The organism is Pseudomonas sp. S31 (assembly GCF_016648105.1).
Taxonomy (GTDB): Bacteria; Pseudomonadota; Gammaproteobacteria; order Pseudomonadales; family Pseudomonadaceae; genus Aquipseudomonas.
This window is the reverse complement of record NZ_JACVVE010000004.1, coordinates 90,424-116,786: the sequence shown is the minus strand read 5'-3', so window position 1 is coordinate 116,786 and position 26,363 is coordinate 90,424. Positions and strand designations below refer to the sequence as shown.

At 66.3% G+C, this 26,363-nt stretch carries 22 protein-coding genes and 1 riboswitch; of the genes, 17 read left to right on the top strand and 5 right to left on the bottom strand.

The genetic code is table 11. The features are described from left to right. Nucleotides 1–43: 43 nt before the first annotated feature. The 5 genes from IAE37_RS05135 (at nt 44) to IAE37_RS05115 (ending at nt 7,267) form a co-directional block, all read left to right on the top strand. Nucleotides 44–1,156, top strand: a complete 1,113-nt coding sequence (locus tag IAE37_RS05135; RefSeq protein WP_201170224.1) for a WD40/YVTN/BNR-like repeat-containing protein — start codon at nt 44–46, stop codon at nt 1,154–1,156. Further along, complete coding sequence (locus tag IAE37_RS05130; protein ID WP_201170221.1) at nt 1,153–3,630, top strand: efflux RND transporter permease subunit; 2,478 nt, start codon at nt 1,153–1,155, stop codon at nt 3,628–3,630. The genes IAE37_RS05135 and IAE37_RS05130 overlap by 4 nt, the downstream gene beginning before the upstream one ends. 59 nt (nt 3,631–3,689) lie before the next feature. Beyond that, nucleotides 3,690–5,045, top strand: coding sequence for a DUF1329 domain-containing protein (locus IAE37_RS05125; RefSeq protein WP_201170218.1), 1,356 nt, complete (start codon nt 3,690–3,692; stop codon nt 5,043–5,045). 18 nt (nt 5,046–5,063) lie between these two features. Further along, nucleotides 5,064–6,587 carry a class I adenylate-forming enzyme family protein gene (locus IAE37_RS05120; protein WP_201170214.1) on the top strand — a complete coding sequence of 508 codons (1,524 nt, stop codon included), beginning with the start codon at nt 5,064–5,066 and terminating at the stop codon, nt 6,585–6,587. Nucleotides 6,588–6,652: 65 nt separating this feature from the next. Beyond that, nucleotides 6,653–7,267, top strand: coding sequence for a glutathione S-transferase family protein (locus tag IAE37_RS05115; protein WP_201170211.1), 615 nt, complete (start codon nt 6,653–6,655; stop codon nt 7,265–7,267). Between the two features lie 37 nt (nt 7,268–7,304). Here the strand turns inward: IAE37_RS05115 and IAE37_RS05110 are convergent, their stop codons facing one another. Together IAE37_RS05110 and IAE37_RS05105 are read right to left on the bottom strand one after the other, a co-directional pair. Next, nucleotides 7,305–8,510 (bottom strand): cytochrome P450, encoded by a 1,206-nt coding sequence (locus IAE37_RS05110; RefSeq protein WP_201170208.1) that lies wholly within the window; start codon nt 8,508–8,510, stop codon nt 7,305–7,307. 132 nt (nt 8,511–8,642) lie between these two features. Next, nucleotides 8,643–8,963, bottom strand: a complete 321-nt coding sequence (locus IAE37_RS05105; protein WP_201170205.1) for a 2Fe-2S iron-sulfur cluster-binding protein — start codon at nt 8,961–8,963, stop codon at nt 8,643–8,645. A 171-nt stretch (nt 8,964–9,134) separates the two neighbouring features. Between IAE37_RS05105 and IAE37_RS05100 the strand changes: the two genes are divergently transcribed. The 12 genes from IAE37_RS05100 (at nt 9,135) to IAE37_RS05045 (ending at nt 21,827) form a co-directional block, all read left to right on the top strand. Beyond that, the gene (locus IAE37_RS05100; protein ID WP_201170202.1) at nt 9,135–10,733 is read left to right on the top strand and encodes a GMC family oxidoreductase; all 1,599 of its coding nucleotides are present in this window, start codon (nt 9,135–9,137) and stop codon (nt 10,731–10,733) included. 48 nt (nt 10,734–10,781) lie between these two features. Continuing rightward, on the top strand, nt 10,782–11,882 hold the full coding sequence (locus tag IAE37_RS05095; RefSeq protein ID WP_201170199.1) for an acyl-CoA dehydrogenase family protein: 1,101 nt from the start codon (nt 10,782–10,784) through the stop codon (nt 11,880–11,882). A gap of 96 nt (nt 11,883–11,978) precedes the next feature. After that, the gene (locus tag IAE37_RS05090; protein WP_201170183.1) at nt 11,979–12,572 is read left to right on the top strand and encodes a TetR/AcrR family transcriptional regulator; all 594 of its coding nucleotides are present in this window, start codon (nt 11,979–11,981) and stop codon (nt 12,570–12,572) included. A 103-nt stretch (nt 12,573–12,675) separates the two neighbouring features. Further along, complete coding sequence (locus IAE37_RS05085) at nt 12,676–13,650, top strand: NAD(P)H-dependent flavin oxidoreductase (RefSeq protein ID WP_201170180.1); 975 nt, start codon at nt 12,676–12,678, stop codon at nt 13,648–13,650. 27 nt (nt 13,651–13,677) lie between these two features. Then, nucleotides 13,678–15,828: a fatty acid oxidation complex subunit alpha FadB gene (gene fadB, locus IAE37_RS05080; RefSeq protein WP_328822695.1), complete on the top strand. Its 2,151-nt coding sequence runs from the start codon at nt 13,678–13,680 to the stop codon at nt 15,826–15,828. Nucleotides 15,829–15,861: 33 nt separating this feature from the next. Continuing rightward, nucleotides 15,862–17,034: an acetyl-CoA C-acetyltransferase gene (locus tag IAE37_RS05075; protein WP_201170177.1), complete on the top strand. Its 1,173-nt coding sequence runs from the start codon at nt 15,862–15,864 to the stop codon at nt 17,032–17,034. Between the two features lie 18 nt (nt 17,035–17,052). Then, nucleotides 17,053–17,835: an SDR family NAD(P)-dependent oxidoreductase gene (locus IAE37_RS05070; RefSeq protein WP_201170174.1), complete on the top strand. Its 783-nt coding sequence runs from the start codon at nt 17,053–17,055 to the stop codon at nt 17,833–17,835. A 13-nt stretch (nt 17,836–17,848) separates the two neighbouring features. Continuing rightward, nucleotides 17,849–19,030: an acyl-CoA dehydrogenase family protein gene (locus IAE37_RS05065; protein WP_201170171.1), complete on the top strand. Its 1,182-nt coding sequence runs from the start codon at nt 17,849–17,851 to the stop codon at nt 19,028–19,030. Further along, nucleotides 19,027–19,791 (top strand): SDR family NAD(P)-dependent oxidoreductase, encoded by a 765-nt coding sequence (locus IAE37_RS05060; protein WP_201170169.1) that lies wholly within the window; start codon nt 19,027–19,029, stop codon nt 19,789–19,791. The genes IAE37_RS05065 and IAE37_RS05060 overlap by 4 nt, the downstream gene beginning before the upstream one ends. A gap of 10 nt (nt 19,792–19,801) precedes the next feature. Continuing rightward, on the top strand, nt 19,802–20,464 hold the full coding sequence (locus IAE37_RS05055) for a histidine phosphatase family protein (protein ID WP_201170167.1): 663 nt from the start codon (nt 19,802–19,804) through the stop codon (nt 20,462–20,464). A gap of 14 nt (nt 20,465–20,478) precedes the next feature. Further along, nucleotides 20,479–21,519, top strand: a complete 1,041-nt coding sequence (locus tag IAE37_RS05050) for a phosphotransferase family protein (protein WP_201170164.1) — start codon at nt 20,479–20,481, stop codon at nt 21,517–21,519. Next, nucleotides 21,516–21,827, top strand: a complete 312-nt coding sequence (locus IAE37_RS05045; protein ID WP_201170162.1) for a DUF6285 domain-containing protein — start codon at nt 21,516–21,518, stop codon at nt 21,825–21,827. Before IAE37_RS05050 ends, IAE37_RS05045 begins: the two co-directional genes overlap by 4 nt. A gap of 86 nt (nt 21,828–21,913) precedes the next feature. Here the strand turns inward: IAE37_RS05045 and IAE37_RS05040 are convergent, their stop codons facing one another. The 3 genes from IAE37_RS05040 to IAE37_RS05030 form a co-directional block, all read right to left on the bottom strand. After that, on the bottom strand, nt 21,914–23,161 hold the full coding sequence (locus tag IAE37_RS05040; protein ID WP_201170161.1) for a voltage-gated chloride channel family protein: 1,248 nt from the start codon (nt 23,159–23,161) through the stop codon (nt 21,914–21,916). A gap of 82 nt (nt 23,162–23,243) precedes the next feature. Next, nucleotides 23,244–23,313, bottom strand: a riboswitch (Fluoride riboswitch). 114 nt (nt 23,314–23,427) lie between these two features. Then, nucleotides 23,428–23,673 carry a hypothetical protein gene (locus IAE37_RS05035; RefSeq protein WP_201170158.1) on the bottom strand — a complete coding sequence of 82 codons (246 nt, stop codon included), beginning with the start codon at nt 23,671–23,673 and terminating at the stop codon, nt 23,428–23,430. Nucleotides 23,674–23,851: 178 nt separating this feature from the next. After that, the gene (locus tag IAE37_RS05030; RefSeq protein ID WP_328822694.1) at nt 23,852–26,296 is read right to left on the bottom strand and encodes a FepA family TonB-dependent siderophore receptor; all 2,445 of its coding nucleotides are present in this window, start codon (nt 26,294–26,296) and stop codon (nt 23,852–23,854) included. Nucleotides 26,297–26,363 lie beyond the last annotated feature (67 nt).

Here is a 26,363-nt window from a genome sequence, read left to right as displayed (position 1 = left end):
CGGGGATCGCACCGAGAAAACCAATAACAACAAGGACTCCCGTATGTGGCGCCTGAAGTGCACCGAAAAACTCCTCCGTGCAGGGCTCTGTCTCACGCTCGCCCTCGGTGCGGCAGACCTGGCCATGGCGCAGGGCTTCGCCGATCCGCTGGACACCCCGGCGCAGCAATACCCCGGCACCCTGGCCAACCTGCCCATGCAGGCGCTGGCGCGAGCGGGCGATGCGCTGCTGGCCGTGGGCCTGCGTGGGGTGATCCTGCGCAGCGAGGATGACGGCCAGCACTGGCAGCAGGTGGCCTCACCGGTCAGCTCCGACCTGCTCGACGTGTCGTTCGTCTCCCCCGCACTGGGCTGGGCGGTCGGCCAGGACGGCGTGATCCTGGCCAGCCGTGACGGCGGCCGCAGCTGGCACAAGCAGTTCGACGGGCGTCAGCTGCTGGCGCAATTCAGCCATGACTACGAAACCGACGACACCCTCGATCCGGATGCGCGCGACACCTACCTGCAGCAGTTGCAGGCCAACTTCAAGGCAGGGCCGGTACTGCCGTTCTTCGCGGTGCACTTCGTCGATCCGCGCAACGGCCTGGCCATCGGCCCGTTCGGTACCTTGGTAGCCAGCGAGGATGGCGGCGAACACTGGCGCCCGGCGCTGCAGCAGATCGACAACCCTGACTTCCTGCACCTCAACGCCATCGCCCAGGTGGGCGACCAGTTGTTCATCACCTCCGAGCAAGGCGTGGTGTTCAAGGCCGACGCCCGCACACGGCAGTTCCGCCGTATCGAAACGCCGCATCAGGGCTCGTTCTTCAGTATCGCCGGGCACGACCAGGTACTGCTCGCGGGCGGGTTGGCCGGCACGTTGTACGCCAGCTTCGATGCCGGCGAGCACTGGTCGGCGCTGCGTACCGGGCTGACTCAGCTGGTCACGCGTATCGCCTACGACCCAGGGCAACGCACCTTCACGGCGATCACCGCCGGTGGCGAGGTGCTGGCCCTGGCGGCCGACCTTGGGCATTTCCAGGCGGTTGGCGCGCGTGCGCCGATGCTCTACACCGATGTCGCCGTTAGCCCCGGCAGAACGCTGTTCGCCGGCGTCCAGGGCCTGCGCCAGGAACCCGCGGCGAACCTGCAAGTAAAACGAGGTGACCAGCAATGAACAGTGGCGTTTCCCGCCTCAACGACATGCCCGTGGTGGCGAGCCTGGCGCAGTTCGACCGGCGCAGCGGCGACCGCATCGAGCGCCTGATCTTCAACACCCGTGGCCTGGTCATCCTGTTGTCGTTGCTGGCCACCGTGCTGCTCGGCTGGCAGGCGACCAAGCTGACCGTGGGCGCCAACTTCAACCAGATGATCCCGCAGTCGCACCCCTTCATTCGCAACTATTTCGACAATGCGCAGTTCCTTGGCGGGTTGGGCAATGCGGTGCGGGTGGTGGTGGAGAACAAGCAGGGCGATATCTATGACGAGGAATACCTCGACACCCTCAAGCGCATCAACGACACCATCTACCTGCTGCCGGGCGTCGACCGTGCATTCATGAAGTCGCTGTGGATGCCGGCGGTGCGCTGGACCGAAGTGACCGACCAGGGCTTCGTCGGCGGCCCGGTGATGCCGGACGACTACAACGGCTCGCAGGCGTCGCTGGCGCTGCTCAAGCGCAACGTCGCCCGGGCCAGCCTCGGGGGCACCTTGGTGGCCAACAACGGCCAGTCCAGCTTGCTGTTCGTGCCGCTACTCGAGCGCTACGCCGACACCGGCAAGACCGTGGACTCGGCCGAGTTCGCCGAGCGCCTGGCGACCCTTCGCAGCTTCGAGAGCGACAAGATCGGCATCCATGTCGTCGGCTTCCCGCAGCTGGTGGGCGACCTGGTGGCTGGCCTGGGCAAAGTGATGGTGTTCTTCGTCTTCGCCGCCTTCATCGCCATGGCGATCATCTTCGTCTATACCCGCTGCGTGCGCAGTACGCTGTTGGTGACCCTGTGCTCGGTGGCAGCGGTGGCCTGGCAGTTGGGGATCTTCCACCTGATGGGCTTCGAGATCGACCCGTATTCGATCCTGGTGCCGTTCCTGGTGTTCGCCATCGGTATCTCCCATGGCGCGCAGAAGATGAACGGCGTGATGCAGGACATCGGCCGTGGCACCCACCCCTATGTCGCGGCGCGCTATACCTTCCGCCGGCTGTTCCTGGCCGGGCTCACGGCGCTGCTGGCAGACGTGGTGGGCTTTGCCGTGCTGGTGATGATCGACATCCCGATGATCCAGGGGCTGGCGATCGCCGCCAGCATCGGTGTCGGCGTGCTGATCTTCACCAACCTGATCCTGCTGCCGGTGTTGCTGTCGTTCACCGGCGTGTCGGCCCGCGCCGCCGAACGCAGCCTGCGCGCCGACAACGCGCCGAGCCGGCTGGAGTTCCTGGTGCGTTTCACCCAGCCGGGGCCGGCCAGGATCATGCTGGGGGTGGCAGCCGTGCTGCTGGTCGCAGGCTACCTGGCCAGCCGCGAGATGCGCATCGGCGACCTCGACCCAGGGGCGCCGGAACTGCGCGCGGACTCGCGCTATAACCAGGACAACGCGTTCATCACCGGCAATTTCGGCCTTTCCAGCGATCAGTTCGCAGTCATCGTCAGCACTGCACCGGGCAAGATCAACAGCTTCGAGACGCTGCTGGAAATGGACCGTCTGGAGGAGGGGCTGCGGCGCCTGCCGGGGGTGCAGACCACGGTGTCGGTGGGCAGCCTGGCGCGCGCCTTCACTTCGGGCAACTCGGAGAACAACCCGAAGTGGCTGAGCATCCCGCGTGACCCGCTGATGACCACCAATGCCCTGTCGCAGATCGCCGTGACCTACCCGGACCTGGTCAACGACAACTACTCGGTGGCGCCGCTGATCGCCTACCTGGCCGACCACAAGGCCGAAACCCTGGAGCGGGTGGTCGACTACGTCCAGGCGTTCGCCGCCAGCCACGACACCCCCGATCGCCAGTTCCTGCTGGCGGCCGGCAGCGCCGGCATCGAGGCGGCGACCAACGACATGGTGCGCCAGGCGCACTACCAACTGATCCTCTGGGTGTACCTGGCGGTGATCTTGCTGTGTTTCATCACCTTCCGCTCCTGGCGCGCGGTGCTGGTGGCGATCATTCCCCTGGTCATCACCACCGTGTTGTGCGAGGCGCTGATGGTGTGGCTGGGCATCGGCCTGAAGGTCGCGACCTTGCCGGTGATGGCGCTGGGCGTGGGCATCGGCGTGGACTACGCGCTGTACCTGCTGAGCGTGCAACTGGCCCACCTGCGCGCCGGCGTGCCATTGGCCCAGGCCTATCGCAACGCGCTCAACTTCACCGGCAAGGTGGTGGCGCTGATCGGCGTGACCCTGTCGGTGGCGGTGGTGACCTGGATCTTCTCGCCGATCAAGTTCCAGGCCGACATGGGCTGGCTGCTCACCTTCATGTTCATCTGGAACATGATCGGCGCCCTGGCGCTGATCCCGGCGTTGTCCTGTTTCCTGCTACAGCGCCAGTTCGCCCGCACCGATGCCTGCCCGGCCGGCGTCGATGAGGCGAGCGGCGACCCGCGCCAGCCACACGCCAAGTCCGAGCCGCAGCGCTCGGCGTCGATAGCCGACGTCCATTGAAAGCCGATAGCAGTGAAAGCGAAAGTTCAACAAAAAAAAACGCAGAGCGGAGAACAACGATGACGATGCGCAACTGGAAACTGGGCCTGACCTCGCTGGGCCTTGCCGCGATGGTCGGCATGGCCACGGCTTCGGCCTGGGCCGAGGACCTGACCGTGTTCGGCGCAATCAAGGGGGCCAATGCCGATGGCAGCATACCCGCCTATTCCGGCGGCCTGACCACGCCGCCAGCCGGTTACAAGGGCAACGGCGACTACATCGACCCGTATGCCGCCGACAAGCCGCTGTACAGCATCACCAAGCAGAACCTGGCCCAGTACAAGGACCAGCTGACGCCGGGCACCCAGGCGCTGTTCGACCGCTTCGACGGCTACCGCATCGATGTCTACCCGACCCATCGCAGCATGCACTGGCCAGAGGAGGTGTTGAAGAACACTGCCGAGAAAGCCGGCCAGGCCAAGCTGGCCGGGGAGAGCGAAGGCGACCGCATCGAGAACGCCTTCGCCGGGGTACCGTTCCCTGCGCCCAAGAGCGGGGTCGAGGCCATGTGGAACCGCTACTTCACCTACATTCCGTACCTCGAGCTGACCGCCGGCTCGTACATGATCGACTCCAACGGCAGCATCTCCAACCTGTCGCAAGGGACCATGCACAAGGCCAACGTCATGTACGAGCCGCAACTGCAGACGGCCGACAACGCCGGTCTGACCGACATGGCCAACATCGTCACCAGCGCGCCGGTCAACGTCGCCGGCTACGCCCAGTTGCGCAAGGAACGCCTGGACTACGGCTCCGGTGGCACCCTGGCCTGGTTCTACGACCCCAGCCAGCGGCGTGTGCGGGTAGCCCCCAACTACACCTACGACATCCCGTCGTCGGCATTCGGTGGCACGCAGTTCTACGATGAAGTATTCCTCTTCTCTGGCCGCATGGACCGCTTCAACTACAAGCTGGTAGGGCGCCAGGAGATGATCCTGCCGTACAACAGCTACAAGACCTTGCAGGCCGACTACAAGCAAGTGCTCGGCAAGAAGTTCCTCAACCCGGACTTCATCCGCTGGGAAAAACACCGAGTCTGGGTCGTCGAAGCCGAGCTCAAACCGGGCGCGCGCCATGCCTACGAGAAACGTCGCTACTTCCTCGACGAGGACTCCTGGCTGGTACTGGCGACCGAAGGCTATGACCATGGCGGAGCGCTGTACCGCGTCGGCTACACCTACCCGATCTTCGAGTACACCGGTCTGGGCGGCGTTTCCAATGGCAGCTACAGCTTCTATGACTTCAACCGCGGCAACTACGCCTTCACCTGGTTGGGCAAGGACTCGGGCAAGCCTGCCGAAGTCAAGTTCTACAAAACCGTGCGACTTCCCGCTATGTTCACGCCTCGCGGTATCGCCGGTACTGCCACACGCTGACCTGAGGATAAAAACAAGATGTCCGGTACGCTTATCGAGACTTTCAACTGGTGGGCCATCGAGCGCGCGGACGTGCCCGCGCTGGTGGTGGGCGACGACCAGGTCAGCTACGCGCAACTGCGTGGCTGGGCCGAGTCGGCGGCAGAGTGGCTGGTGGCCCAGGGCATCGAGCGCGGTGACCGCATCGGGGTCATGGCCGGCAACTCGCTGACCTGGGTGGTACTGAGCCAGGCCGCGATGCTGGCCGGTGCGATCCTGGCACCGGTCAATCCGCGCTTTACCTTCAGCGAGGCTTCCTACCTCCTGGTGGACCGCTATCGCACCAAGGCGATCTTCCATGACGACGAGCGCGCGGAACTGGTGGCCAAGATCGGCGACCAGATTCCCGGTGCACGGGTGTTCGCCCTCGACGAACTGGCGCGCTTGCGCGACACGCCGCCCTCTGGCAGCTTGGGCAGCAGCGAGATTCCGTTGGACACCGACCTGGTGATCATCCCCACCAGCGGCTCCACCGGTCGGCCCAAGGGCGTGGTGCTGTCCCATCGCACCATGTCGGGCTATATCACCGACTCGTGCCTGGCTCGCCCTGGCGCCTTCGGTGCGGCGCGCATCCTGTTGTTCGCGCCCTTGAGCACCTCGGCCGGGTATGTGGTGCTCATGCAGTACCTGGCGTATGGCGGCACGGTGTTCCTCGAGCAGGCCTTCGATGCCGACCGGGCGCTGGACTGCATCGTCACCCAGCGCATCTCCACCATGATGGGCACGCCGATCTTCTTCGAGCGCATGGCGGCCTGCGAAGGTTTCCGTGACGCCAACCTGAGCAGTTTGTACTACTGCCTGGTGGGCGGTGCGCGGGTATCGCGGCAGTTGCTCGAAGCCTGGCTGGAGAAGGGCGTGCTGCTGCGCCAGCTGTACGGGCAGACCGAAGTGGGCGGGCAGGCCACGTTCAACACCGACCAGGCCTCGATCACCCACCCGGAAAAATGCGGGCGTGGCTCGATCTACACCCGCGTGGCGGTGATCGACGAGCAGGGCAACTTCTGCCCACCCAACACACCGGGGCAGATCGTCATCAAGGGCCCGGGCACCATGGTCCGCTATTGGGACGACCCCGAAGCCACCGCGGCGACGGTCGTCGATGGCTGGGTGCGCACCGGCGACCTGGGCGTGGTCGACGAGCAGGGGCTGTTGACCATGCTCGACCGGATCAAGGACATCATCATCTCCGGCGGCCTGAACATCTCGGCGGCGGAAGTGGAGCGGGTGATTTCCGAGTACCCCGGGGTCCACGAGGTGGCGGTGATCGCCGCCCATGACGACAACTTCGGTGAAACACCGCTGGCCATCGTGCATGGCTTGCAAGGCGGTGACATCCCCGAGCTGTTGCAGCATTGCAGCACCCACCTGAGCAGCTACAAGGTGCCGCGCTACATGGTCTGCAGCGCCGAGCCCCTGCCGCGCCTGGCCACCGGCAAGATCGCCAAGCCACTGCTGCGCGAGCAGTACGCGCAGGCGCATCTGAGCTTGCCGCGTATTCGCTGAAATACCCTTTGCAGCCAGCCACCCCACTGTGGGCGGCTGGCCTTTTTTTGCCTGGAGGAAGTGCCATGATCACCCTGTATCACAGCAAGGACACCCGTTCGTTGCGTTGCCTGTGGCTGCTCGAAGAGCTGGAGTTGGCCCACGAACTGGAGCTGGTGGCCTTTCCCCCGCGGCTCAAGCAGCCGCAGTTTCTCGAGGTGAACCCCAGCGGCACGCTGCCGTTCCTGGTCGATGGTGCGGTGCGCCTGCACGAGTCCTGCGCGATCCTGCTATACCTCGCCAGCAAGCATGGCGACGGTCATTGCCTGGTGCCGCTCGACTCGCCGGCCTACGGCCCGATGCTCGACTGGACCTTCCACGGCGAGACGGCGCTCGCCGCGCCCCTGGCCACGGTCCTGCGCTATTCGATGTTCCTGCCGCGCGAGCAACGCGTGCCGGCGGTGGCCGAGGATTACCGGGGGCAGATGCTGCAGCGTCTGCCGGCCTTGGAGCAGGCTCTGGCGGGCAACGCCTACCTGTGCGGCGAGCAACTGACCGTGGCGGATATCTCGGTGGGCTACGGACTGCTGCTGGGCGAAATGTTCGGCCTGGGCGAGCAGTACCCGGCGGCTGTGCGGGCCTACCTCGAACGCCTGAAGGCGCGCCCGGCATTCCAGCGGGCACGCGCGGTCGGCGCCTGAGCTTCACCCTGGCGGCCATGGCCGCCAGGGTGAAGCCTCAGCCCCATTGCAGATGCAGGTCCAGCAGCGCCAGGGCATAGCCCATGCGGTAGCGCGGTGGCTGCTCGGGTTTGAGGCTGAAGGCAGGGATGCGCTTGAGCCACTCCTCGGTGAGGATGCGCATTTCCGCCCGGGCGAGGAAGTGGCCCAGGCACAGGTGAGCGCCGGTCGAGAAGGTCAGTGATTCACGCTTGCTGCGATCGATGTCGAACTGGTGCGGGCGCTCGTTGCGGCGTTCGTCCCGACCTGAGATCGGCAGCAGGCTCAACACCATGTCGCCCTGCTTGAACTGCACACCGAAGCGCTCGCAATCCTTGGCGACCATGCGCGGCGTGCTGATGATGCCGAAGCAGCGCAGGCCCTCGTCGACGAACGCCGGGATCAGTGTCGGGTCGGCCGCCAAGCGAGCCTGCAGCTGCGGGTCCCGGGCCAGTTGGCGGAAGGTGAATGCGGTAGCGTTGGCCACGGTGTCCATGCCGCCGAGAAACAGCAGGAAGCACATGTTCTGGATCTCGTCGAGGCGAATGGGCCGGCCCTCGATCTCCACGCCCAGCAGATAGCTGATCAAGTCATCGCCAGGCGTCACGCGCTTGGCTTCGATCAACTCGGTCATGATGCCGATGATCTGCCCGCCGAGGGCATGCAGCTCGTCCTGGACATTGGTCGAGAAGAAGAGGTCGGAGAGCTCGCGGAATTCACGCAGGCGCGCCAGTGGCATGCCCATCAGTTCCATGAAGATCGACACCGGAAACGCCGAGGATACCGCTTGGGTGAACTCACAGGCACCGTCCTCCAGTACCTCGTCGATCAGTTTGTTGGCCCAGAAGCGGATCTTCTCCTCCAACGCCTTGACGTTCTTCGGCGAGAAGTGCGGCATCAGTGCCTGGCGGTAGGGCAGGTTGGCCGGCGGGTCGAGGCTCAGCGGTATGAACACCGGCGGTTGCTCGATCCGCGGAATCTGCTGTTCGGAGGCAGAAAAATGCTCGGGGTCGCGCACCACCTGGGAAATCTCGTCAAAGCGGGTGATGACCCAGTGTCCGCTGTTGCGCAGGGTATAGAACACGTCCGGAGCCTGGTCATGCAGGCGGCGAGCATAGGCTTCGTGAAGATCGTCGACCGGCTCGTCGGAGCCGGTGACGTTGAACATGTCGAAGTCGAAGAGGCGATCCTCGGCGACGTGATCGGGGCGTTGGGGGGTGAGCATTGACGGTTCCTTACCAGGTTGCTGGTCGTGTTGTCGTTATAGGGCAATGGTCATCAAAACTAATATAATTAGATTTCAGGGCGTTTTTCAGCCTCGGCACGGTGACGTGGCAGGCGGTACGGGTCGGGAGGATCAGCGCTGCGTCAGCGGAACATGCAGCTCCAGCCCGTCATGGGCCGCTTCGAGGGTGATCTGGCAGCACAGGCGGGTGTTCGGCTGCGGGTCGGGCACGCATTCGAGCATGTCCCGCTCCATCTCGCTTTGCGCCGGCAGCACGGCCTGGAAGCGCGCTGGAACGACGACGTGGCAGGTGCCGCAGACCAGGTTGCCGCCGCAGTCGGCGAGGATGCCGTCGATGCCATTGGCCACGGCAACCTCCATGAGGTTGGCGCCAAGCGGGGCGTTGACGAGGGTTCGGCGGTCGTCCGGCTGGACGAAGGTGACTGTGATCATGGGTGCAGGTACTCATCGGAGGCGTGTTGTTGTTGTGTGTGTTGACCGCGCATGAATATCTACATAGATTAGATAAATCTCTCGGGCCGCTGTCAACTGTCCATGCGCATCGTCTGAAGCGCGCGGACGCACGGCAACCGGGTCACACAACAATAAGAATGGAAGTGCGCCATGGCTGAATTCGACTACATCATCGTCGGCGCGGGGGCGGCAGGTTGCGTGCTGGCCTACCGGCTGTCCGCCAACCCCGACGTGCGCGTCGCCCTGTTGGAAGCCGGGGGCAAGGACGACAGTTACTTCGTGAAGATGCCCAAGGGCCTGGCCAAGGTCATGCAGGACCCACAATGCACCTGGCTGTACCCGGCTCAACCCGAAGAGGGCAACGCCCACGCCGAGGAACTCTGGGCGCGGGGTCGCCTGATGGGCGGTTCGAGCAGCATCAACGGCATGATGTACGTGCGTGGCCAGCCTGCCGACTTCGACGAGATCGCCGCCCAGAGCAGCCCTGACTGGGCCTGGGAACATATCGCCGGTGCCTACCGGGCGCTGGAGAATCACGAGCTGGGCGCCGCGCCGACCCGGGGTGGCGCCGGGCCCTTGCGCCTGAGCCTGCCGGACCGGCGCAGCGAACTGACCGAGGCGGTGATCGACGCTGGGGTAAGCATGGGGCTGCCGCGCAAGGAAGACGTCAACCAGCCCGACGATGCGCCAGCCGTGGGCTATGCCTCGCGGACCATCTGGAAAGGGCAGCGCCAGAGCGCGTCCAGGGCCTTCGTCGACCCAGTGCGCGGCCGCGGCAACCTCACGGTCATCAGCAACGCCACCGTCGACCGCGTGCTGTTCGACGGCACGCGGGCGGTCGGTGTCGCGCTGGCCAGTGGCGACGGGCAGAGTGGCGAGCTGCAGGCCCGGCGCGAGGTGATCCTGGCCTGCGGCACCCTGGCCTCCCCTGGCATTCTGCAGCGCTCCGGAGTCGGCCCGCGGGCCTTGCTCGAAAGCCTGGGCATCGCGGTGGTGCAGGACAGCCCGCAGGTTGGGCAGAACCTCATCGAACACCGCGGGATCCTGCCGCAATGGCGGCTGGGCCGGGAGCTTTCCGACAACCGCGAGTACACCGGCCTGCGCTTGCTGAAGAACACCTTGCAGTATGTCCTGCGTCGCAGCGGGCCGATGTCCTCGGCGGCCTATGAGATCGGCGTGTGGCTAAAGTCTTCGCCACAGGCCCCGCGCCCCGACGTGCAGTTCCTGGTCGCGCCCTTCACCTTCGACTACGCCACCCACCGCCAGGGGCTGGAGAAGCACGCTGGCATGGGCATGGTGGCCTACCCGCTGCGCCCGGACTCGCGGGGCTCGGTGCACATCCGCAGCCGCGACCCGCACCAGCTGCCGGAGCTCAAGGCCAACTACCGGGCCAGCGAGCACGACCGCAAACTGATGGTGCGCACGCTGCAGCTGGCCCGCGAGTTCGTCGCCCAGTCGCCGTTGGCGCCGTACATCGCCGAAGAGACCTTCCCAGGGGCCGACTGCGTCAGTGAGGAGCAGATTCTCGCGGCCTACGACAGCCACGGCAGTTGCGGCTATCACGCGGTCGGTAGCTGCCGCATGGGCAGCGACGCCGAGTCGGTGGTCGATCCGGCGCTGCGCGTGCGTGGTGTCAGTGGCTTGCGGGTGGTGGATGCGTCGATCTTCCCGCAGATCCCGGCGGGCAACACCAATGGGCCGACCATGGCCATGGCCTGGCGCGCCGCCGACCTGATCCTTGCCGACTGACCCCGGTGATTTCGGGCGGCGGCTGCCGCCCCCAACGACGAGGCCGTTATGGACTTCACCCTGAGTACCGAGCAGCAGCTGCTGCAAGACAACCTCGCGCGCTTCTTGCGCGAGCGCCCCAGCGCAAGCGTGACCGGCGAAAGCCTCTGGCGCCGGCTGATGAGCGAGATGGGCCTGGGCGAACTGGTGCCCGACGCGCACCAGGCGCCGCTGCATGTGGAGCACGCGCTGGTGATGGAGGCGTTGGGCAGGGCATTGGTGCACACGCCATTCCTGGAGTTGGTGATGGTCGCCGGCCACCTGCTGCAGGGCGCCGCAGGTGCCGACGCCCGGCAGTTGCGCGCTGCGCTTGCGCAAGGGCAGGCTACCCCGGTGCTGGCCTGGGCCGAGCCGGGTATGCGCTATGATTTTCGCGGCATCGAGCTGGCCGCGCAGTGGCGTGACGGCCAGTGGCAGCTGGACGGTGTCAAGTGCATGGTCAGGTCCGGGCCGCTGGCCAGCCATTTCCTGGTGGCGGCGCGCACTGCCGGGGTACCCGGGGATGCCCAGGGCCTTTCGCTGTTCCTGGTGCCGCGTGACACGCCGGGGCTGCGGGTCAGCGACTGCCCGACCGTCGATGGTGGTTGCGCCGCCGACCTGGAGTTGCGCCAGCTGCGCCTGCCGGCGGCGGCCTTGCTGGGTGAGGCGGACACGGCCCTGGCAGGGTTGGAGGGCGCTCGCGACATCGCCGTCGCCGGGCTCTGCGCCGAAGCGCGGGGGGCGCTGGCGCAGATGCTCGAACTGACCCGTGCCTACCTCGGCGAGCGTCGCCAGTTCGGCCAGCGCCTGGCCTCGTTCCAGGTCTTGCAGCACCGCCTGGTGGACATGTACCTGCACCTGGTCAAGGCCGGCTCCGCCTCCCGCCTGGCCACGCTCAACCTGCACGTGCCCGAGCGGCGCAGCCAGGCGGCTTCGTCGGCGCAGGTGGTGATGGCGGCGGCCTGCCGCTTCATCGGCCAGGCGGCGGTGCAACTGCACGGTGGCATGGGCATGTGCGACGAGGTTGCGATCAGCCGCTATTTCCGTCGGGTGACACTGCTCGAACGGGAATTTGGCGGCCGCGACTTCTACCTTGCCAGATACGACGCCCTGCGCCGCGCCGCGGCCTGATAGAATGCCGCATCGAGGGTGGCCGCCGGCCGCCCGTACGGCTGTCAACCGACTCCGCCGCGCCTGCGGTCGGAGCAGTCAAAGGAAGCATGTCACTTGGGAAGACCGTCCAAACCGATCATCTCGAAGGAACTGGCCGTGCGCGCCGCGCTGGAAGTGGTGGACGACGAGGGCATCGAGGGCCTGACCGTGCAGCTGGTGGCGCGCAAGCTCGGGGTCAAGGCGCCGTCACTGTACTACCACTTCAAGGGTAAGGCGGAAATGCTCGAGGAGATCGCCCGGATGATCCAGGTCGAGGCGATCATCCCGCGTACCCACAACACCGACGACTGGCGCGAGCAGCTCATCCAGCTGGCGGTGGCGGTGCGGGCCTCGATCCTGCGCCACCCGCGGGCGGCTCCGCTGTTGCTGCAGTTCTTCCCGCGGCACCTGATGCTCAAGTACTACGACTTCTGGGTCAACCGCTACGACGTACCCGCCGAGCGGCGCATGCTGGTGATCGAAGGCGTCGAGAAGCTCACCTACGGCTCCGCGCTGATCGGTGCGATGAGCCGCGCCAACGGCACCGCGCCGATGCCGGAGTTCGACGAGCAGGAGTTCCCGCACCTGGCCGAAGCGATCAAGGCCCACCCCATGACCGATGAACAGGCTTTCATCGAGACCCTGAAGATCTTCCTTTCCGCCTTCTGACCGCCAGGCGCCTGGCCAAGATTCGTCGTAAGCGACGATGCCGCGCCGGGCGGCGATGCGGGACCATGCCTCACGACCATTGAAGCAAGAGATGGCTGAAGGCATGAAGACACGAATCACTGAAATGCTGGGCATCCGCTACCCGATCATCCAGGGCGGCATGATGTGGGTGGGCAGGGCCGAGCTGGCCGCGGCCGTCTCCAACGCGGGCGGCCTGGGCATCATCACCGCATTGACCCAACCGACGCCCGAGGCGTTGAGCGCCGAGATCGATCGCTGCCGCGCCCTCACCGACAAACCGTTCGGGGTCAACCTGACGCTGCTGCCGTCGATCAACCCGCCGCCCTACGAGGCCTATCTCGATGCGGTGATCGCTGCTGGCGTGCCGGTGCTGGAAACCGCCGGCAACAACCCCCGCGAGTTCATCGCCAAGGCCAGGGCCGCTGGCATCAAGGTCATCCACAAGTGCGTGGCCGTGCGCCATGCCCTGTCGGCCGAGCGCAATGGTGTCGATGCGGTGTCGATCGATGGTTTCGAATGCGCGGGCCATCCGGGCGAGGAGGACGTGCCTGGGCTGGTGCTGATTCCGGCGGCGGTGCGCCGGTTGTCGATCCCGGTCATCGCCTCGGGCGGCATCGCCGATGGGCGCGGCCTGGCGGCGGCGCTGGCGCTGGGCGCCGAGGGCGTGAACATGGGCACGCGTTTCTGCGCCACCCTGGAAGCGCCGATCCACCCGGCGATCAAGCAGGCGCTGGTGAGCGCCGACGAGCGCGACACGCGGCTGATCTTCCGCACTCTGCGCAATACCGCGCGGGTGCTGCGCAACGCCATTTCCGAGGAAGTGGTCAGCCTCGAACGCCGCGAAGGTGGCGCAGCCTTCGAAGAGCTGCGGCCGCTGGTGGCCGGTGTGCGTGGCCGCGCTGCGCTCGAGTCCGGCGCGGTGGACGACGGCATCATCACCGCCGGCCAATGCGTCGGGCTGATCGATGACGTTCCCAGTTGCGCCGAGCTGCTCGAGCGCATGGTCGCCGAGGCCAAGGATCACCTGCAGGCATCGCTGGCGCGTTTCACCGGCTGATCCACAACAACAAGAACGGAGCACACAGTGAGCGAGATTCTCTTTCGCGGCCAGTCCCTGCGCCTGGCGCGCATCGCCGGCGATTTCGCCGAACTGACCCTTGAACGCACCGATGCGGCGATCAACAAGCTCGACCGGCGCACCCTCGATGAGCTCGCCAGCGCCGCCGAACTGCTGGAAAACAGCCAAGGCCTGCGCGGCTTGCTGGTCAGCAGTGGCCTGGACGTCTTCGTGGTCGGCGCCGACATCACCGAGTTCGGCGAGTTGTTCGAACGCAGTCGCGAGCACATCGTGGCCCACACCTGGCAGGCCAACCAGCTGTTCGAGCGCCTGGCAGCACTGCCGCTGCCGAGTGTGGTGGCGATCAATGGTTTCGCCCTGGGCGGCGGCCTGGAGTTGGCCCTGGCCTTCGACTACCGGGTGATGGCCGAGGCGGCGCGGGTCGGTCTGCCGGAAGTCGGCCTGGGGTTGATCCCAGGCTACGGCGGCACGGTGCGCTTGCCGCGGGTCAGCCGCGTGGACGTGGCGCTGGACTGGATCGTCAGTGGCAAGCCGCAGTCGGCGGACGCGGCGCTCGCCGTCGGCGTGATCGAGCGCAAGGCCACCGCCGGTGAACTGCGTGAAGTCGCCCTGGCGCAACTGGCGCTTGCCGTCGATGGCAGCCTGGACTGGCGTGCGCGCCGCGCCGCGCGTCTGGGCGGTGTGGCCGTGCCGCCGGCCGCAGGCACCTTCGAACAAGCCCGCCAGCAGTTGCGTGCGGCGCCGCACCAGCCGGCCCGCGGCCTGGTGATCGACCTGCTGGAACAGGCCTGGAGCCAGAGCCACCGGCAAGCGCTGCGCCTGGAAGGCGAGGCCTTCGGCGAGGTCGCCAAGACCCAGGCAGCCGCCTCGCTGGTGCGCATCTTCCTCAACGACCAATCGGTGAAGAAAATCGGCAAGCGTCAGCGCGGCGGCCAGGCACCGATTCGCCAGGCACTGGTGCTCGGGGCCGGCATCATGGGCGGTGGTATCGCCTACACCAGTGCCCTGCACGGCACCCCGGTGCGCATGAAGGACATTCGCCAGCAAGCCCTCGACCTGGGCATGGCCGAGGCCGACAAGCTGCTGGCCCGCCAGGTCGCGACCGGCCGCCTGAGCGAGGCGCGGGCGGGGCAGGTGCGCGGCGCTATCGTGGCGCAACTCGACTACGCCGGGTTCGCCCAGGCCGATGTGCTGGTCGAGGCCGTGGTCGAGGATCTGGGCGTCAAGCACCGCGTGCTGTGCGAGGTGGAGCACGAAGTGGGGCCGGACACCGTGTTGTTGTCGAACACTTCGTCCTTGCGCATCGATGACCTGGCCAAGCCTCTGGCACGGCCGCAGAACTTCGCCGGCATGCATTTCTTCAACCCGGTGCCGGTGATGCCGCTGGTGGAGATCATCCGCGGCCAGCGCACCGGCGATGCCGCCATCGCCACGGCGGTCGGCCTGGCCCTGGCCATGGGCAAGACGCCGATCGTGGTGCAGGACGGCCCAGGCTTCCTGGTCAATCGCATCCTTGCGGCCTACATCCGTGCCTTCCTGCAACTGCTCGACGACGGCGCCGACTTCGAGGCCGTGGACCGCGCCGCCGAGGCGTTCGGCTGGCCGATGGGCCCGGCCTACCTGGAGGATGTGGTCGGCCTGGACACCGGCAGCCACGTCTGCGACCTGATCTTCGCCGGTTTCCCCGCGCGCATGCCGGCGGTGCCCGGCAACGCGCTCAAGGCGCTGCTCGGCGCCGGTCGCCTGGGTCAGAAGAACGGCGCCGGCTTCTATCGCTACCAGGCCGGCGACGGCGGGCGGCCGCGCAAGTCCCCAGACCTGCAAGCCCATGCCATCGTCGAAGCGGCGCGTTCGGCCCCGGCGCGCCACTTCGACGACGTCCAGATCGTCGAGCGGCTGATGCTGGCGCTGCTCGTCGAGTCGATCCATGCCTTGCAGGAGGGCGTGGTGGCCTCGGCCGCCGAGCTCGATACCGCGTTGCTGCTGGGCCTGGGTTTCCCGGCTTACCTTGGCGGCGCATTGGCCTACGCCGACTGGCTGGGTGCCGAGCACCTGCTGGCGCGCTGCGCCCACTACGCCGACTTGGGCGCGGCGTACCACGCGCCCGAGCTGCTGCGCGAGCTGGCCGCCCGAGGCAAGCGCTTCTACGACGCCTGACCCCCATTGGCCAATGACAAGAGGACAACAACAATGGCTGAAGCTTATATCGTCGCCGCCGCCCGCACCGCAGGTGGCCGGCGCAATGGCCGGCTGTCCGGCTGGCACCCTGCCGATCTCTCGGCGCAGGTGCTCAAGGCGCTGGTGCAACGTTGCGATGCCGATCCGGCGCTGATCGACGACGTCATCTGGGGCTGCGTCGGCCAGCTCGGCGAGCAGTCGACCAACATCGCCCGCAACGCGGTACTGGCCGCAGGTTTCCCGCAAAGCGTGCCGGGCACCACGGTCGACCGCCAGTGCGGGTCATCCCAGCAGGCCCTGCATTTTGCCGTGCAGGCGGTGCTCTCCGGCACCCAGGACGTGGTCATCGCCGGGGGCGTGGAAAGCATGAGCCGGGTACCGATGGGCATGGCCCAGTGGCTGCCGGAGAAGGCCGGCTATGGTCAGTACATCAGCCCGGCCATCCAGCAACGCTACCCAGGCGTGGTGTTCAGCCAGTTCGACGGCGCCGAGGCCATCGCCCGCAAGTACGGGCTGGGCAAGGCGCAACTGGATGCCTTCGCTCTGGACAGCCATCGCAAGGCGGCCACCGCCACCCTGGAGGAGCGTTTCGCCGCGGAGATCGTGCCGGTGCAGATCACCTTGGAGGATGGTTCCCAGGCCTGGCATACCCAGGATGAAGGCATCCGCTTCGATGCCTCGCTGCAAGGCATCGCCGAGGTCAAGCTGCTGGTCGAGGGCGGCTGCATCAGCGCCGCCAACGCCAGCCAGATCTGCGATGGCGCCTCCGGGGTGATGGTGGTCAACGAGCGCGGCCTGAAGGCCCTGGGCGTGCAGCCACTGGCCCGCGTCCATCACATCAGCGTGCTCGGCGATGACCCGGTGATCATGCTCGAGGCGCCGATCCCGGCGACTCGACGCGCCCTCGAACGCAGTGGCCTGCGCCTGGCCGACATCGACCTCTACGAAGTCAACGAAGCCTTCGCCCCGGTGCCGATGGCCTGGCTCCAGGCCACCGGCGCGGACCCTGCGCGCCTCAACATCAACGGTGGCGCCATCGCCCTGGGCCACCCGCTCGGGGGCACCGGTACCAAGCTGATCACCACGCTGCTGCATTCGCTGCGTCGCGAAGGCAAGCGCTATGGCCTGCAGACCGTCTGCGAAGGCGGCGGGCTGGCCAACGTCACGATCATCGAGCGCCTCTGAGCGCCAGGAGAAACCCACATGAAACTGGATAACACGATTGTCGCGGTGGTCACCGGCGGTGCTTCCGGCCTGGGCGCGGCAGCGGCTCGCGCACTCGCCGCACATGGGGTGAAAGTGGCCCTGTTCGACCTCAACGATGAACAGGGCAGGGCGCTGGCCGCCGAGATCGGCGGGGCCTTCTTCAAGGTCGACGTCACCTGCGACGCCAGTGTCGACGAAGGCTTCGCCGCCAGCCGCGCGACCCTGGGCCAGGAGCGGGTGCTGGTCAACTGTGCCGGAACCGGCAATGCCATCAAGACCGCCTCGCGGGACAAGACCAGCGGTGAGATTCGCCATTTCCCGCTCGATGCCTTCGAGCGCATCGTGCAGATCAACCTTCTGGGTACCTTCCGCACCCTGGCCAAGTCGGCGGCCGGCCAACTGAGCCTGGCGCCCCTGGAAGGTGGCGAGCGTGGGGTGATCATCAACACTGCCTCGGTGGCGGCCGAGGATGGCCAGATCGGCCAGGCGGCTTATTCGGCGTCCAAAGGGGGCGTGGTCGCCATGACCTTGCCGGTGGCCCGCGACCTGGCCAACGAGGGCATTCGCGTCAACACCATCCTGCCCGGCATATTCGATACCCCGCTGCTCAAGGGCTCGCCCCAGCCGGTGCTGGATGCCCTTGGCGCCTCGGTCCCTTTCCCGAAACGCCTGGGGCAGGTCGAGGAGTTTGCGGCGCTGGCCGTGTCGATGATCGAGAACGGCTATGTCAACGGTGCCAGCTGGCGCCTGGACGGTGCCATTCGCATGAGCCCGCGCTGAATCAGGAGTCGTCATGGATTTCACACTCGATCCAACCCTGCAGGCGCTGCAGGAACGCACCCGGCACTTCGTCGCCGAGGTGGTCACCGCTTACGAAAACGATGCCCGCCAGGACGGCCACGGTCCACACGAAGCGCTGCGCGACGAGCTGGTCGCGCATGCCCGGCAATGGGGCCTGCTGAGCCCGCATGCCGGTGTCGAGTTCGGTGGCCTGGGCCTGTCCCATGTGGCCAAGGCCATCGTCTTCGAGGAAGCGGGCTACTCGCCGCTCGGGCCGGTGGCGTTGAACATCCACGCTCCCGACGAAGGCAATATCCACCTGCTCGAGCAGGTCGCCAGCCCCGCGCAGAAGCAGCGCTGGCTCAGGCCACTGGTCGAGGGCCGGGTGCGCTCGTGCTTCTGCATGACCGAACCGGCGCCGGGGGCCGGGTCCGATCCGTCGATGCTGCAGACCACGGCCCGGCGCGACGGCGACGACTACGTGATCGATGGCCTCAAGTGGTTCATCACCGGGGCCCGGGGGGCCGGTTTCGCGATCATCATGGCGCGCCTGGAAGATGGCGAGGCCACGATGTTCCTGGCCGACATGGACCAGCCTGGCGTGCGGGTCGAGCGTCTGATGGATTCGCTGGACTCCTGTTTCACCGGCGGCCACGGCGTGGTGCGCTTCGAAGGCTTGCGCGTGCCTGCCGCGGACGTGCTCGGCGAGCCCGGCCAGGGCCTGCGCTACGCTCAGGTCCGCCTGGCACCGGCACGCCTGACCCACTGCATGCGCTGGCTCGGCCAGGCCCGCCGGGCGCATGACGAAGCGGTGGCCTACGCCACCCAGCGCCAGGCCTTCGGCAAGCGCCTGATCGACCACGAAGGCGTCGGCTTCCAGTTGGCCGACAACGAAATGGACCTGCACAGCGCGCGCCTGGCGATCTGGCATTGCGCCTGGCTCCTCGATCAGGGAAACAAGGGGCGGCATGAGTCCAGCGTGGCCAAGGTGCTGTGTTCCGAGGCGCTGTGGCGGGTGGTCGACCGCAGCGTGCAGGTGCTGGGCGGCAGCGGGGTAACGGGTGAGCGCATCGTCTCGCGGATCTTCCGTGACTTGCGGGCGTTCCGCATCTATGACGGCCCGTCGGAAACCCATCGCTGGAGCATTGCCCGGCATATCGACCGCCAGGCCTGCAAGGCCGGGGAGGGCGCATGAACGGGTTGTTCGACCTGACGGGCAAGCGGGCCCTGGTGACCGGCGCTTCCAGTGGCCTGGGCGAGCATTTCGCCCAGACCCTGGCCGCCGCGGGGGCGCAGGTAGTGGTGGCGGCGCGGCGGGTCGAGCGGCTCGAGGCGCTGGTGGCGTGTATCGCCGAGCGTGGCGGCAGGGCCCAGGCCCTGGCGCTGGACGTGTGCGACGCCGAGTCGGTGCGTCAGGGGTTGCAAGCGGCCCAGGCCGACGGCGGGCTGGACATCATCGTCAACAATGCCGGGGTCTCTTTGGGCAAGCCGGCACTGGAGCAGAGCGAAGCCGATTGGGACCACGTCATCGACACCAACCTGAAGGGCTGCTGGCTGGTGGCTACCGAAGGCGCGCGGCATATGCGCCAGGCCCGGCGTGGCGGCAGCATCGTCAATATCGCGTCGATTCTGGGCGAGCGGGTGGCCGGTGCGGTGGCACCCTACGCGGTGTCCAAGGCCGGCGTGTTGCAACTGACCCGGGCCTTGGCGCTGGAGCTCGCTCGGCATGACATCCGCGTCAATGCCCTGGCCCCTGGCTACGTGAGTACCGAACTCAATGCCGGGTTCCTCGCCAGCGAGGCCGGGCAAAGGCTGATGGCGCGCATCCCGCAGCGGCGCTTCGCCGAACCGCGCGACCTCGACGGCGCCTTGCTGTTGCTGGCCTCGGAGGCGGGCAGGGCGATCACCGGGGCCACCCTGGCGGTGGACGGCGGCCATTTGGTCAGTTCGCTTTGAGGAGCTTGCCATGTCCAGTCTCTATCTGTTGCGCCACGGCCAGGCCTCGTTCGGTGCCGACGACTATGACCGCCTGTCGCCGCTGGGATTACGCCAGGCGCTGAGCACCGGGGTCGCCCTGGCTGAGCGCGACCTATGCTTCGACCAGGTAATGGTCGGCCCGCGACGGCGCCACCTGGACACCGCCACCGCCGTGTCGGCAGCCATGCCGGGAATGGCTGCGGGTGTGACCATGGAGGCGCTCGACGAGTTTGCCGAGGGCAATGCGCTGCTGCGCTCGGCGCGCTTGCGGGTGGGCAAGGTTGCCTGGTCGCAGGCGCCTGCTGCGCGTGCGCGGCTGTATGGCGAAGAGATCCGTCGCTGGGCTGCCGGCGCCGAGGATATCGCCGATTGCATGCCGGTCGAGCCTTTCGCCAAGCGGGCGATGGCCTGGCTGCAGGAGCTCATCGAGCAGCCGGGCAAGGGCCGTCGGGTATTGGCGGTGACCTCGGCGGGCACCATCGCAACCCTGGTGGCAGAGGTACTCGGACTACCGCATAGCCGCCTCGCCGAGCTGCTGCTGGTAATCGATAACGTGGCCTTGAGTGAACTGGTGTTCCAGCCGGGCCGGGTGTCGCTGCGCAGTTTCAACACTACCCATCACCTGCCCGCCGAGTTGGCGAGCCGTATCTGACTGCAAGGATCGAGATGAGTCGCCAATCCGCTTCACCCATCCATTTGGACGCCCCGGCGCTGCGCCAGGCACTGGCCGCCGAGCTGGCGCCGCAGTTGGGCGCCCGGCACATCCAGATTCATTCGGCGCAGCGCCTCTCGGGCGGCGCCATCCAGGAAAACTGGGCGCTGGAGGTCGATGTCGAAGGTGGCCTGCAGGCAGGACGGCAGCGTTGGGTGCTGCGTACCGACTCGCCCTCGTCGGTGAACGTCAGCCTTGGCCGGCGCCAGGAGTTCGCCGTGCTCAGCCGGGTGGTCGATGCCGGGGTGCGCGCACCCCGGCCATTGCTGCTGGTGGCGCACAGCCCGACCTTGCAGCGCCCCTACTTTCTCATGCAGCACCTGCCTGGCAGCGCCGCAGGCCACCGCCTGACCCGCGAGCCGCAGACGCGGCTGCTGCTGGACGACCTGGCACAGAGCCTGGCCAACCTGCACCGGCTGACGCCAGAAATGGCGGGCCTGGCTTTCTTGCAGGTACCGGAAAAACCATCTGCCGTGGTGGCTATCGAAACGTACCGGGAGTACCTCGACAGCCTGGAAGAGCCACAGCCGGTACTGGAATGGGGCTTGCGCTGGTGCGAGCTGAACCTGCCCGAGGCGTTGCCGGTGCGGATGATCCATCGGGACTTTCGCACGGGTAACTACCTGGTCGACCAGGGCCGCCTCAGCGGTATCCTCGACTGGGAGTTCGCCAGTTGCGGCGACCCACGCGAAGACCTTGGCTGGTTCAGCGCACGTTGTTGGCGCTTTGCCGCACCGCAGCGCGATGCGGGCGGGATCGGCGATCTGCACGACTTCCTGGCAGCCTACCGTAACGCAGGTGGCGTGGCGGTGAGTCGCGCCGACCTGGTGTTCTGGCAGGTACTGGCGCATCTACGCTGGGGCGTGATCGCTCTGCAGCAGGCGCAACGGCACCTGAGCGGGCAGGAGCGCTCGCTGGAGCTGGCCTTGACTGGCAGGTTGCTGCCGGAGCTTGAGATCGAAATCCTCAACCTGACTGCCGGGAGCGCCCGATGAGCCGACTACCTGATGCCAGCGACCTGATGCTGACGGCGCGTGCCAGCTTGCTGGACAAGCTGCTGCCGGCGTTGCCGGAGCACCTGCATTACGAGGCCCGCATGATCGCCAACGCGTTGGCGATCGCCGCGCGGGAAACTGCCACGCCTGCCGTGGAGACTGTCCTGAATGAGCGCCGGCTGGCGTTGGCGATACGTACGGGCGAGCATGATCAGGGCACTGCGTGGAGCAGCCTGCTTGCGCTCACGCAGGCCAAGCTGGCGATCAGCAACCCACGGCTTCTGCAACGCTACGCTGCGCTTGGATGAGGGGCGATCATCCGCTGGGCGGGCCCTTTCGCGGAGGCCGCGCCCCGATGAACCCGCGTCTACCGGCTCACCTCTGCCTTCGCCAATCACACGCTATCTGCGCTCCGGCGCCGAAGCTTTGCGTGGCCCACCCGCTGCGCCTGGTAAATCCCCGCATGCCCGGAAAACAGATACGCCGTCACGCAAGCGATCGCCGCCCAAGGCCCGATATCGGCACCAAACAGCTCCATCGCCATCAACGTGGTAGCGACAGGCGTGTTGGCCGCTCCTGCAAAAACTGCCACGAAGCCAATCCCGGCCATGAATGCAAACGGCATGTGCAACACCGGCGCCAAGGCGTTGCCCAGCGTTGCGCCGATGTAGAACAGCGGTGTGACCTCGCCACCCTTGAAGCCCGTGCCCAACGACGCCACGGTGAACACCAGCTTGCCGAAGAAATCCCAAGGCTGCATCGGCTCCTGGAACGAACGCACGATATCGCCAATGCCCAGCCCGATGTACTGATGGGCATCCAGCGCGAACACGGCGCTGGCGATCACCACCCCACCCAGCAACGGACGCAACGGGGCATAGGTGATGGAGCGTTTCACCAGGGCCCCGAGCTTGTGCGTGGCGGTGGCGAAGAGCATGCCCACCAGGCCGAACAGTATGCCGGCGATCACCACTGCGGCTACGCTCCACACACCGAACGGCACGATTTCACCGACGGTGTATTGGCTGTGCTGAACGCCCCAGGCCAGGCACACCTGGTCGGCCACGATGGCGGCGACGATGCAGGGGAACAACGCGTCGTAGCGCATACGCCCGATCGCCAGCACTTCGAGGCCGAAGACCGCGCCAGCCAGCGGGGTGCCAAACACGGACGAAAAGCCTGCGGCCATACCGGCCATGAGCAGCACGCGGCGGTCGCTGCGGTCCAGGCGCAGCAGGTAGGTGAGCTGGTCGGCCAGGGCGCCGCCCATCTGCACGGCAGTGCCTTCACGGCCAACCGAGGCACCGAACAGGTGCGACACCAGCGTGCCGCCGAGCACCAGCGGTACCATGCGCAGGGGCACCACCTGCTTTGGGTCGTGGATTTCGTCGATGAGCAGGTTGTTGCCGGCGTCCACCGGTTTGCCGACCAGGTGATAGACCAGGCCGACCAGCAAGCCTGCGACCGGTAGCAGCCAGATCACCCATGGATGGGTTTCTCGCCAGTTCGTGGCCTGGTCGAGGGCGATCAGGAAAAACGCCGAGGCGCTGCCCGCCAGTGCGGCGACTGCGCTGGCGATGAGCAGCCACTTGCCGAGGTAGGGCAGCAGGGCGAGTTGTTCGAAACGATGTGGTTTTTGCATTGGCCATGAGCTCGAAGAGGATCGGGCTGACCAACGAAGGGGGTAGTTGCGCGCATGCGCCTACAGCCCCGACGGAGGTCAGGTATCTGTAGGCGTCATCAGCCGCAGGGGATTGCGGCGATTCAAGGAGGATCACCATCTCCTGGGCAGGGATGCTAACCGATGCAGACGAGTCGGGCGAGTGTTTCCTGATATTTCACCATCGCCGGCAAGCCGGCTCCTACGAGGGGAGCTGGCTTGTCGGGGTTGCTAGACATCCACGAACATCAACGGTCCTGATCTTTCTGCTGAGTTCCGCCTGGGGCTTTCTGCCCACCCTGGCTTCCCGTGTCCCTGGATTTTTCCCAGTCCTTGTTCATCTTGTCCTCGGGCTTGTGGCCGGACTGCTGTCCACCTCTTTGCTGGTCCTGCATGCCACCGCCCGATCCCTGGCCTCCTTTCTGGCCGGTCTTGTCCATATCGTTCTGGGCATTGCCGCCTTGGGCGCTGCCCTTGTCTTGATTGTTAGCCATGATCGCTTACCTCAAGTCAACACAGGAAGGTCTGTGTTCACGTGTGACTCCCGTTGCGCAGGGCAAAGTGCATTTTTCAGCGGGGGTTTCAGACGGAACGCGTCAACGACCTTCGACCCGGCATTTGGGGCTCCAAATGCCGCCGCAGGGTTGCCATCGATGGCCGTTTCGCGGGTGCTCAGAACGACGCCGTGAGGCTGGTGTAGATCGCCCTGCCATGCTGGTTGTACGACGCCGCACCGGCTGCGCTGGCGTTGCCCTTGCGGAACAGGCGCTTGTCGAACAGGTTGCTGACCCCGGCGCCGAGCCGGATGTGTTCGGTCAGGCTGTAGCCCAGATTGACCCCTACCAGGCTGTAGCTGCCGAGCGACTGCGTATTGACGCCGCCAGTGGCCTCGGAGCGGGTGGTGGCGTTGGTCGGTGGTTTCTGGCGACCGTAGCTGGTCAGGCTGAGTTGCGAGGACAGCTTGGGCGTCACCTGCCAGTCGAGCATGGAGTTGAGGGTGTACTTGGGAATCAGCGACAGCGGGTTGCCGTTGTCCTTGTTCTTCGACTCGATCATCCAAGTGGCGTTGTTGGACCAGGTCAGGTTGTCGGCCAGGGGGATTTGCAGCGTACCTTCGACGCCCTGGGTCACCGCCTTCTTGGCATTGGCCCATTGGTACACCTCGTAGCTGCCGGCGCTGGCCACCGAGTCGGTCAGGTCGACGGTGATCTTGTTGCGGTAGTCGTTGCGAAAATACGTCAGGCCTGCCACCCAGCCGTCGCGCTTGAATTCAATGCCAAGCTCCTTGTTGACGCTGATTTCAGGGTCCAGGTGCGCGTTACCGAGAATGTAGCAACCGCTCGTGCCGCCCATGGAGCAGCCGTTGCCGTTGCTGACCAGCATGTAGTTGGGATTGAGCTGGTACAGGTTGGGCGCCTTGAAGGCGCGGGCGATGCCGGCCTTGAAGGTGAAGTCGTCCCAGAAGCGCTGCGACAGGTTCAGGCTCGGCGACCAGTTGGGGCCGAAGTCCTGGTGATCGTCCATGCGCACGCCCGGGGTGAGCATGGTGCCCTCGGCCAGTTCGATGTTGTCCTCGGCGAACAGCGAGCCGATGGTCGCGCCGACTTCGCTGTTGCGCGTCACACCGGCGTAGCCGGCCAGCGGGTTGGTCGTGGAGGTGGTCGCGCTCAGCGACGCGGGGTCGTTCAGCTCCTGGCGCGTCCATTCTCCGCCGAGGGTCATGGTCTGCGGTATGGCCGTGGCCAACGGCAAGTTGAACTCGCCGTGGGCGAGCCAGTTCTTCAATTCGCTGGTGGTGAAGGTATCGGAGTTGATCAAGCCTTCGGCGCCGCCACCCAGGCCTTCGTTGAGGCGGCGGTTGCGGGTGTTTTCGTACTGCAGGAAGAACTTGCTGGTGCCGAAGTCCCAGTCGCCGTTGTGGGTGATGGCGTAGGTCTGCCGGTACATCTTGTTGGTTTCGCGGCCCAGGTAGTTGCCCGCCAGCTTGTTCGAGGTGTCGACGTTGCCTTGGCTCTCGCCGGCATAGAGGTTGCCCTGGCGGCTGAAGGAGGTCTCGAATTCCAGCGACTGACGATCGTCGAGTCGCCAGGTCAGCAAGGCATTGAGGTCCTTGTTGCGTACCCCTTCGGCCCCTGCGGGCAACTTGGTGCTGCCGGCCGGCTGATGATTCTTGTTGATGTCGAAGTCATCGTTGTCGGTGGTGCTGACATTGCCGTAGAGCCGATAGTGCAGGGTGTCGGTCAAGGGGCCGCTGAGGCTGAAGTTGGCACGTTTGGTGGCGCCCTCGTCGTGGTGCGTAGGCATGTTGGTGTACAGCGACAGGGTGCCGTGGGTCTGGTCGTCGGGCCGCTTGGTGACGATGTTGATCACCCCACCTGACGCGCCATTGCCGTAGCGGGCCGCCGCCGGGCCACGGATCACCTCGATGCGCTCGACCTGCTCGGCCGGCACCCAGTTGGTGTCGCCGCGGGTGTCGCGGTCGCCGGTCACGCTGTAGCGGATCGCGTTGCGTGAGGTGACGGGTTTGCCGTCGATCAGGATCAGGGTGTTCTCCGGGCCCATGCCGCGAATGTCGATCTGGCGATTGTTGCCGTGCACGCCCGTGGCGCTGTTACCTGTCAGGTTCACGCCCGGCATCTTGCGGATGATGTCCGAAAGGTCGTTGACCGGCGGCGACTTCTGGATGTCCTGGGCAGTGATGATCGACACGCCGGGCATCTGCTTGGATTCTTCCTCGGCGGTGGCGACCACCGGGCTGGCGTCCAGGGTGAGGGCGTGTTCCTCGGTTGGCGCGGGCAGCACGATCAGGCGGTCGCCCTGGACCTGCGCGACCAGCCCGGTGCCGGACAACAGCCTGGCGAGGGCCTGCTCGGTGCTGGCACTGCCGTTGACCCCGGGGCTGGTGCGTTGGGCGATCAGGTCGCTGGTGACCATCAGGCGCAGCCCGGCCTGCTCGGCGAAACGGTTGAGCGCCTGGCCGAGAGGGCCTGGGGCGACGCTGAACGAACGCACGGCGGGTTGGGTCACCTGGGCGGCCCACAGCGGGCCACTGACGCTGGCCGCGAGGCTGCCACTGATAGCCAGGTACAACCCGCCGCGACGAAACAACTGCTGCATGTGAATCCCCTCTGCTCTCGACGATGAGCCGTCGATTGCGGCTCTCAAAGGGGATACACGATGGTGG

Coding starts and splice junctions, on each gene's coding strand:
- IAE37_RS05100 (WP_201170202.1), top strand. CDS start 9,135: ATGGCTGAATTCGACTACATCATCGTCGGCGCGGGGGCGGCAGGTTGC.
- IAE37_RS05130 (WP_201170221.1), top strand. CDS start 1,153: ATGAACAGTGGCGTTTCCCGCCTCAACGACATGCCCGTGGTGGCGAGC.
- IAE37_RS05135 (WP_201170224.1), top strand. CDS start 44: ATGTGGCGCCTGAAGTGCACCGAAAAACTCCTCCGTGCAGGGCTCTGT.
- IAE37_RS05105 (WP_201170205.1), bottom strand. CDS start 8,963: ATGATCACAGTCACCTTCGTCCAGCCGGACGACCGCCGAACCCTCGTC.
- IAE37_RS05055 (WP_201170167.1), top strand. CDS start 19,802: ATGTCCAGTCTCTATCTGTTGCGCCACGGCCAGGCCTCGTTCGGTGCC.
- IAE37_RS05115 (WP_201170211.1), top strand. CDS start 6,653: ATGATCACCCTGTATCACAGCAAGGACACCCGTTCGTTGCGTTGCCTG.
- IAE37_RS05085 (WP_201170180.1), top strand. CDS start 12,676: ATGAAGACACGAATCACTGAAATGCTGGGCATCCGCTACCCGATCATC.
- IAE37_RS05125 (WP_201170218.1), top strand. CDS start 3,690: ATGACGATGCGCAACTGGAAACTGGGCCTGACCTCGCTGGGCCTTGCC.
- IAE37_RS05035 (WP_201170158.1), bottom strand. CDS start 23,673: ATGGCTAACAATCAAGACAAGGGCAGCGCCCAAGGCGGCAATGCCCAG.
- IAE37_RS05045 (WP_201170162.1), top strand. CDS start 21,516: ATGAGCCGACTACCTGATGCCAGCGACCTGATGCTGACGGCGCGTGCC.
- IAE37_RS05030 (WP_328822694.1), bottom strand. CDS start 26,296: ATGCAGCAGTTGTTTCGTCGCGGCGGGTTGTACCTGGCTATCAGTGGC.
- IAE37_RS05070 (WP_201170174.1), top strand. CDS start 17,053: ATGAAACTGGATAACACGATTGTCGCGGTGGTCACCGGCGGTGCTTCC.
- IAE37_RS05120 (WP_201170214.1), top strand. CDS start 5,064: ATGTCCGGTACGCTTATCGAGACTTTCAACTGGTGGGCCATCGAGCGC.
- IAE37_RS05065 (WP_201170171.1), top strand. CDS start 17,849: ATGGATTTCACACTCGATCCAACCCTGCAGGCGCTGCAGGAACGCACC.
- IAE37_RS05110 (WP_201170208.1), bottom strand. CDS start 8,510: ATGCTCACCCCCCAACGCCCCGATCACGTCGCCGAGGATCGCCTCTTC.
- IAE37_RS05060 (WP_201170169.1), top strand. CDS start 19,027: ATGAACGGGTTGTTCGACCTGACGGGCAAGCGGGCCCTGGTGACCGGC.
- IAE37_RS05050 (WP_201170164.1), top strand. CDS start 20,479: ATGAGTCGCCAATCCGCTTCACCCATCCATTTGGACGCCCCGGCGCTG.
- IAE37_RS05075 (WP_201170177.1), top strand. CDS start 15,862: ATGGCTGAAGCTTATATCGTCGCCGCCGCCCGCACCGCAGGTGGCCGG.
- IAE37_RS05040 (WP_201170161.1), bottom strand. CDS start 23,161: ATGCAAAAACCACATCGTTTCGAACAACTCGCCCTGCTGCCCTACCTC.
- IAE37_RS05095 (WP_201170199.1), top strand. CDS start 10,782: ATGGACTTCACCCTGAGTACCGAGCAGCAGCTGCTGCAAGACAACCTC.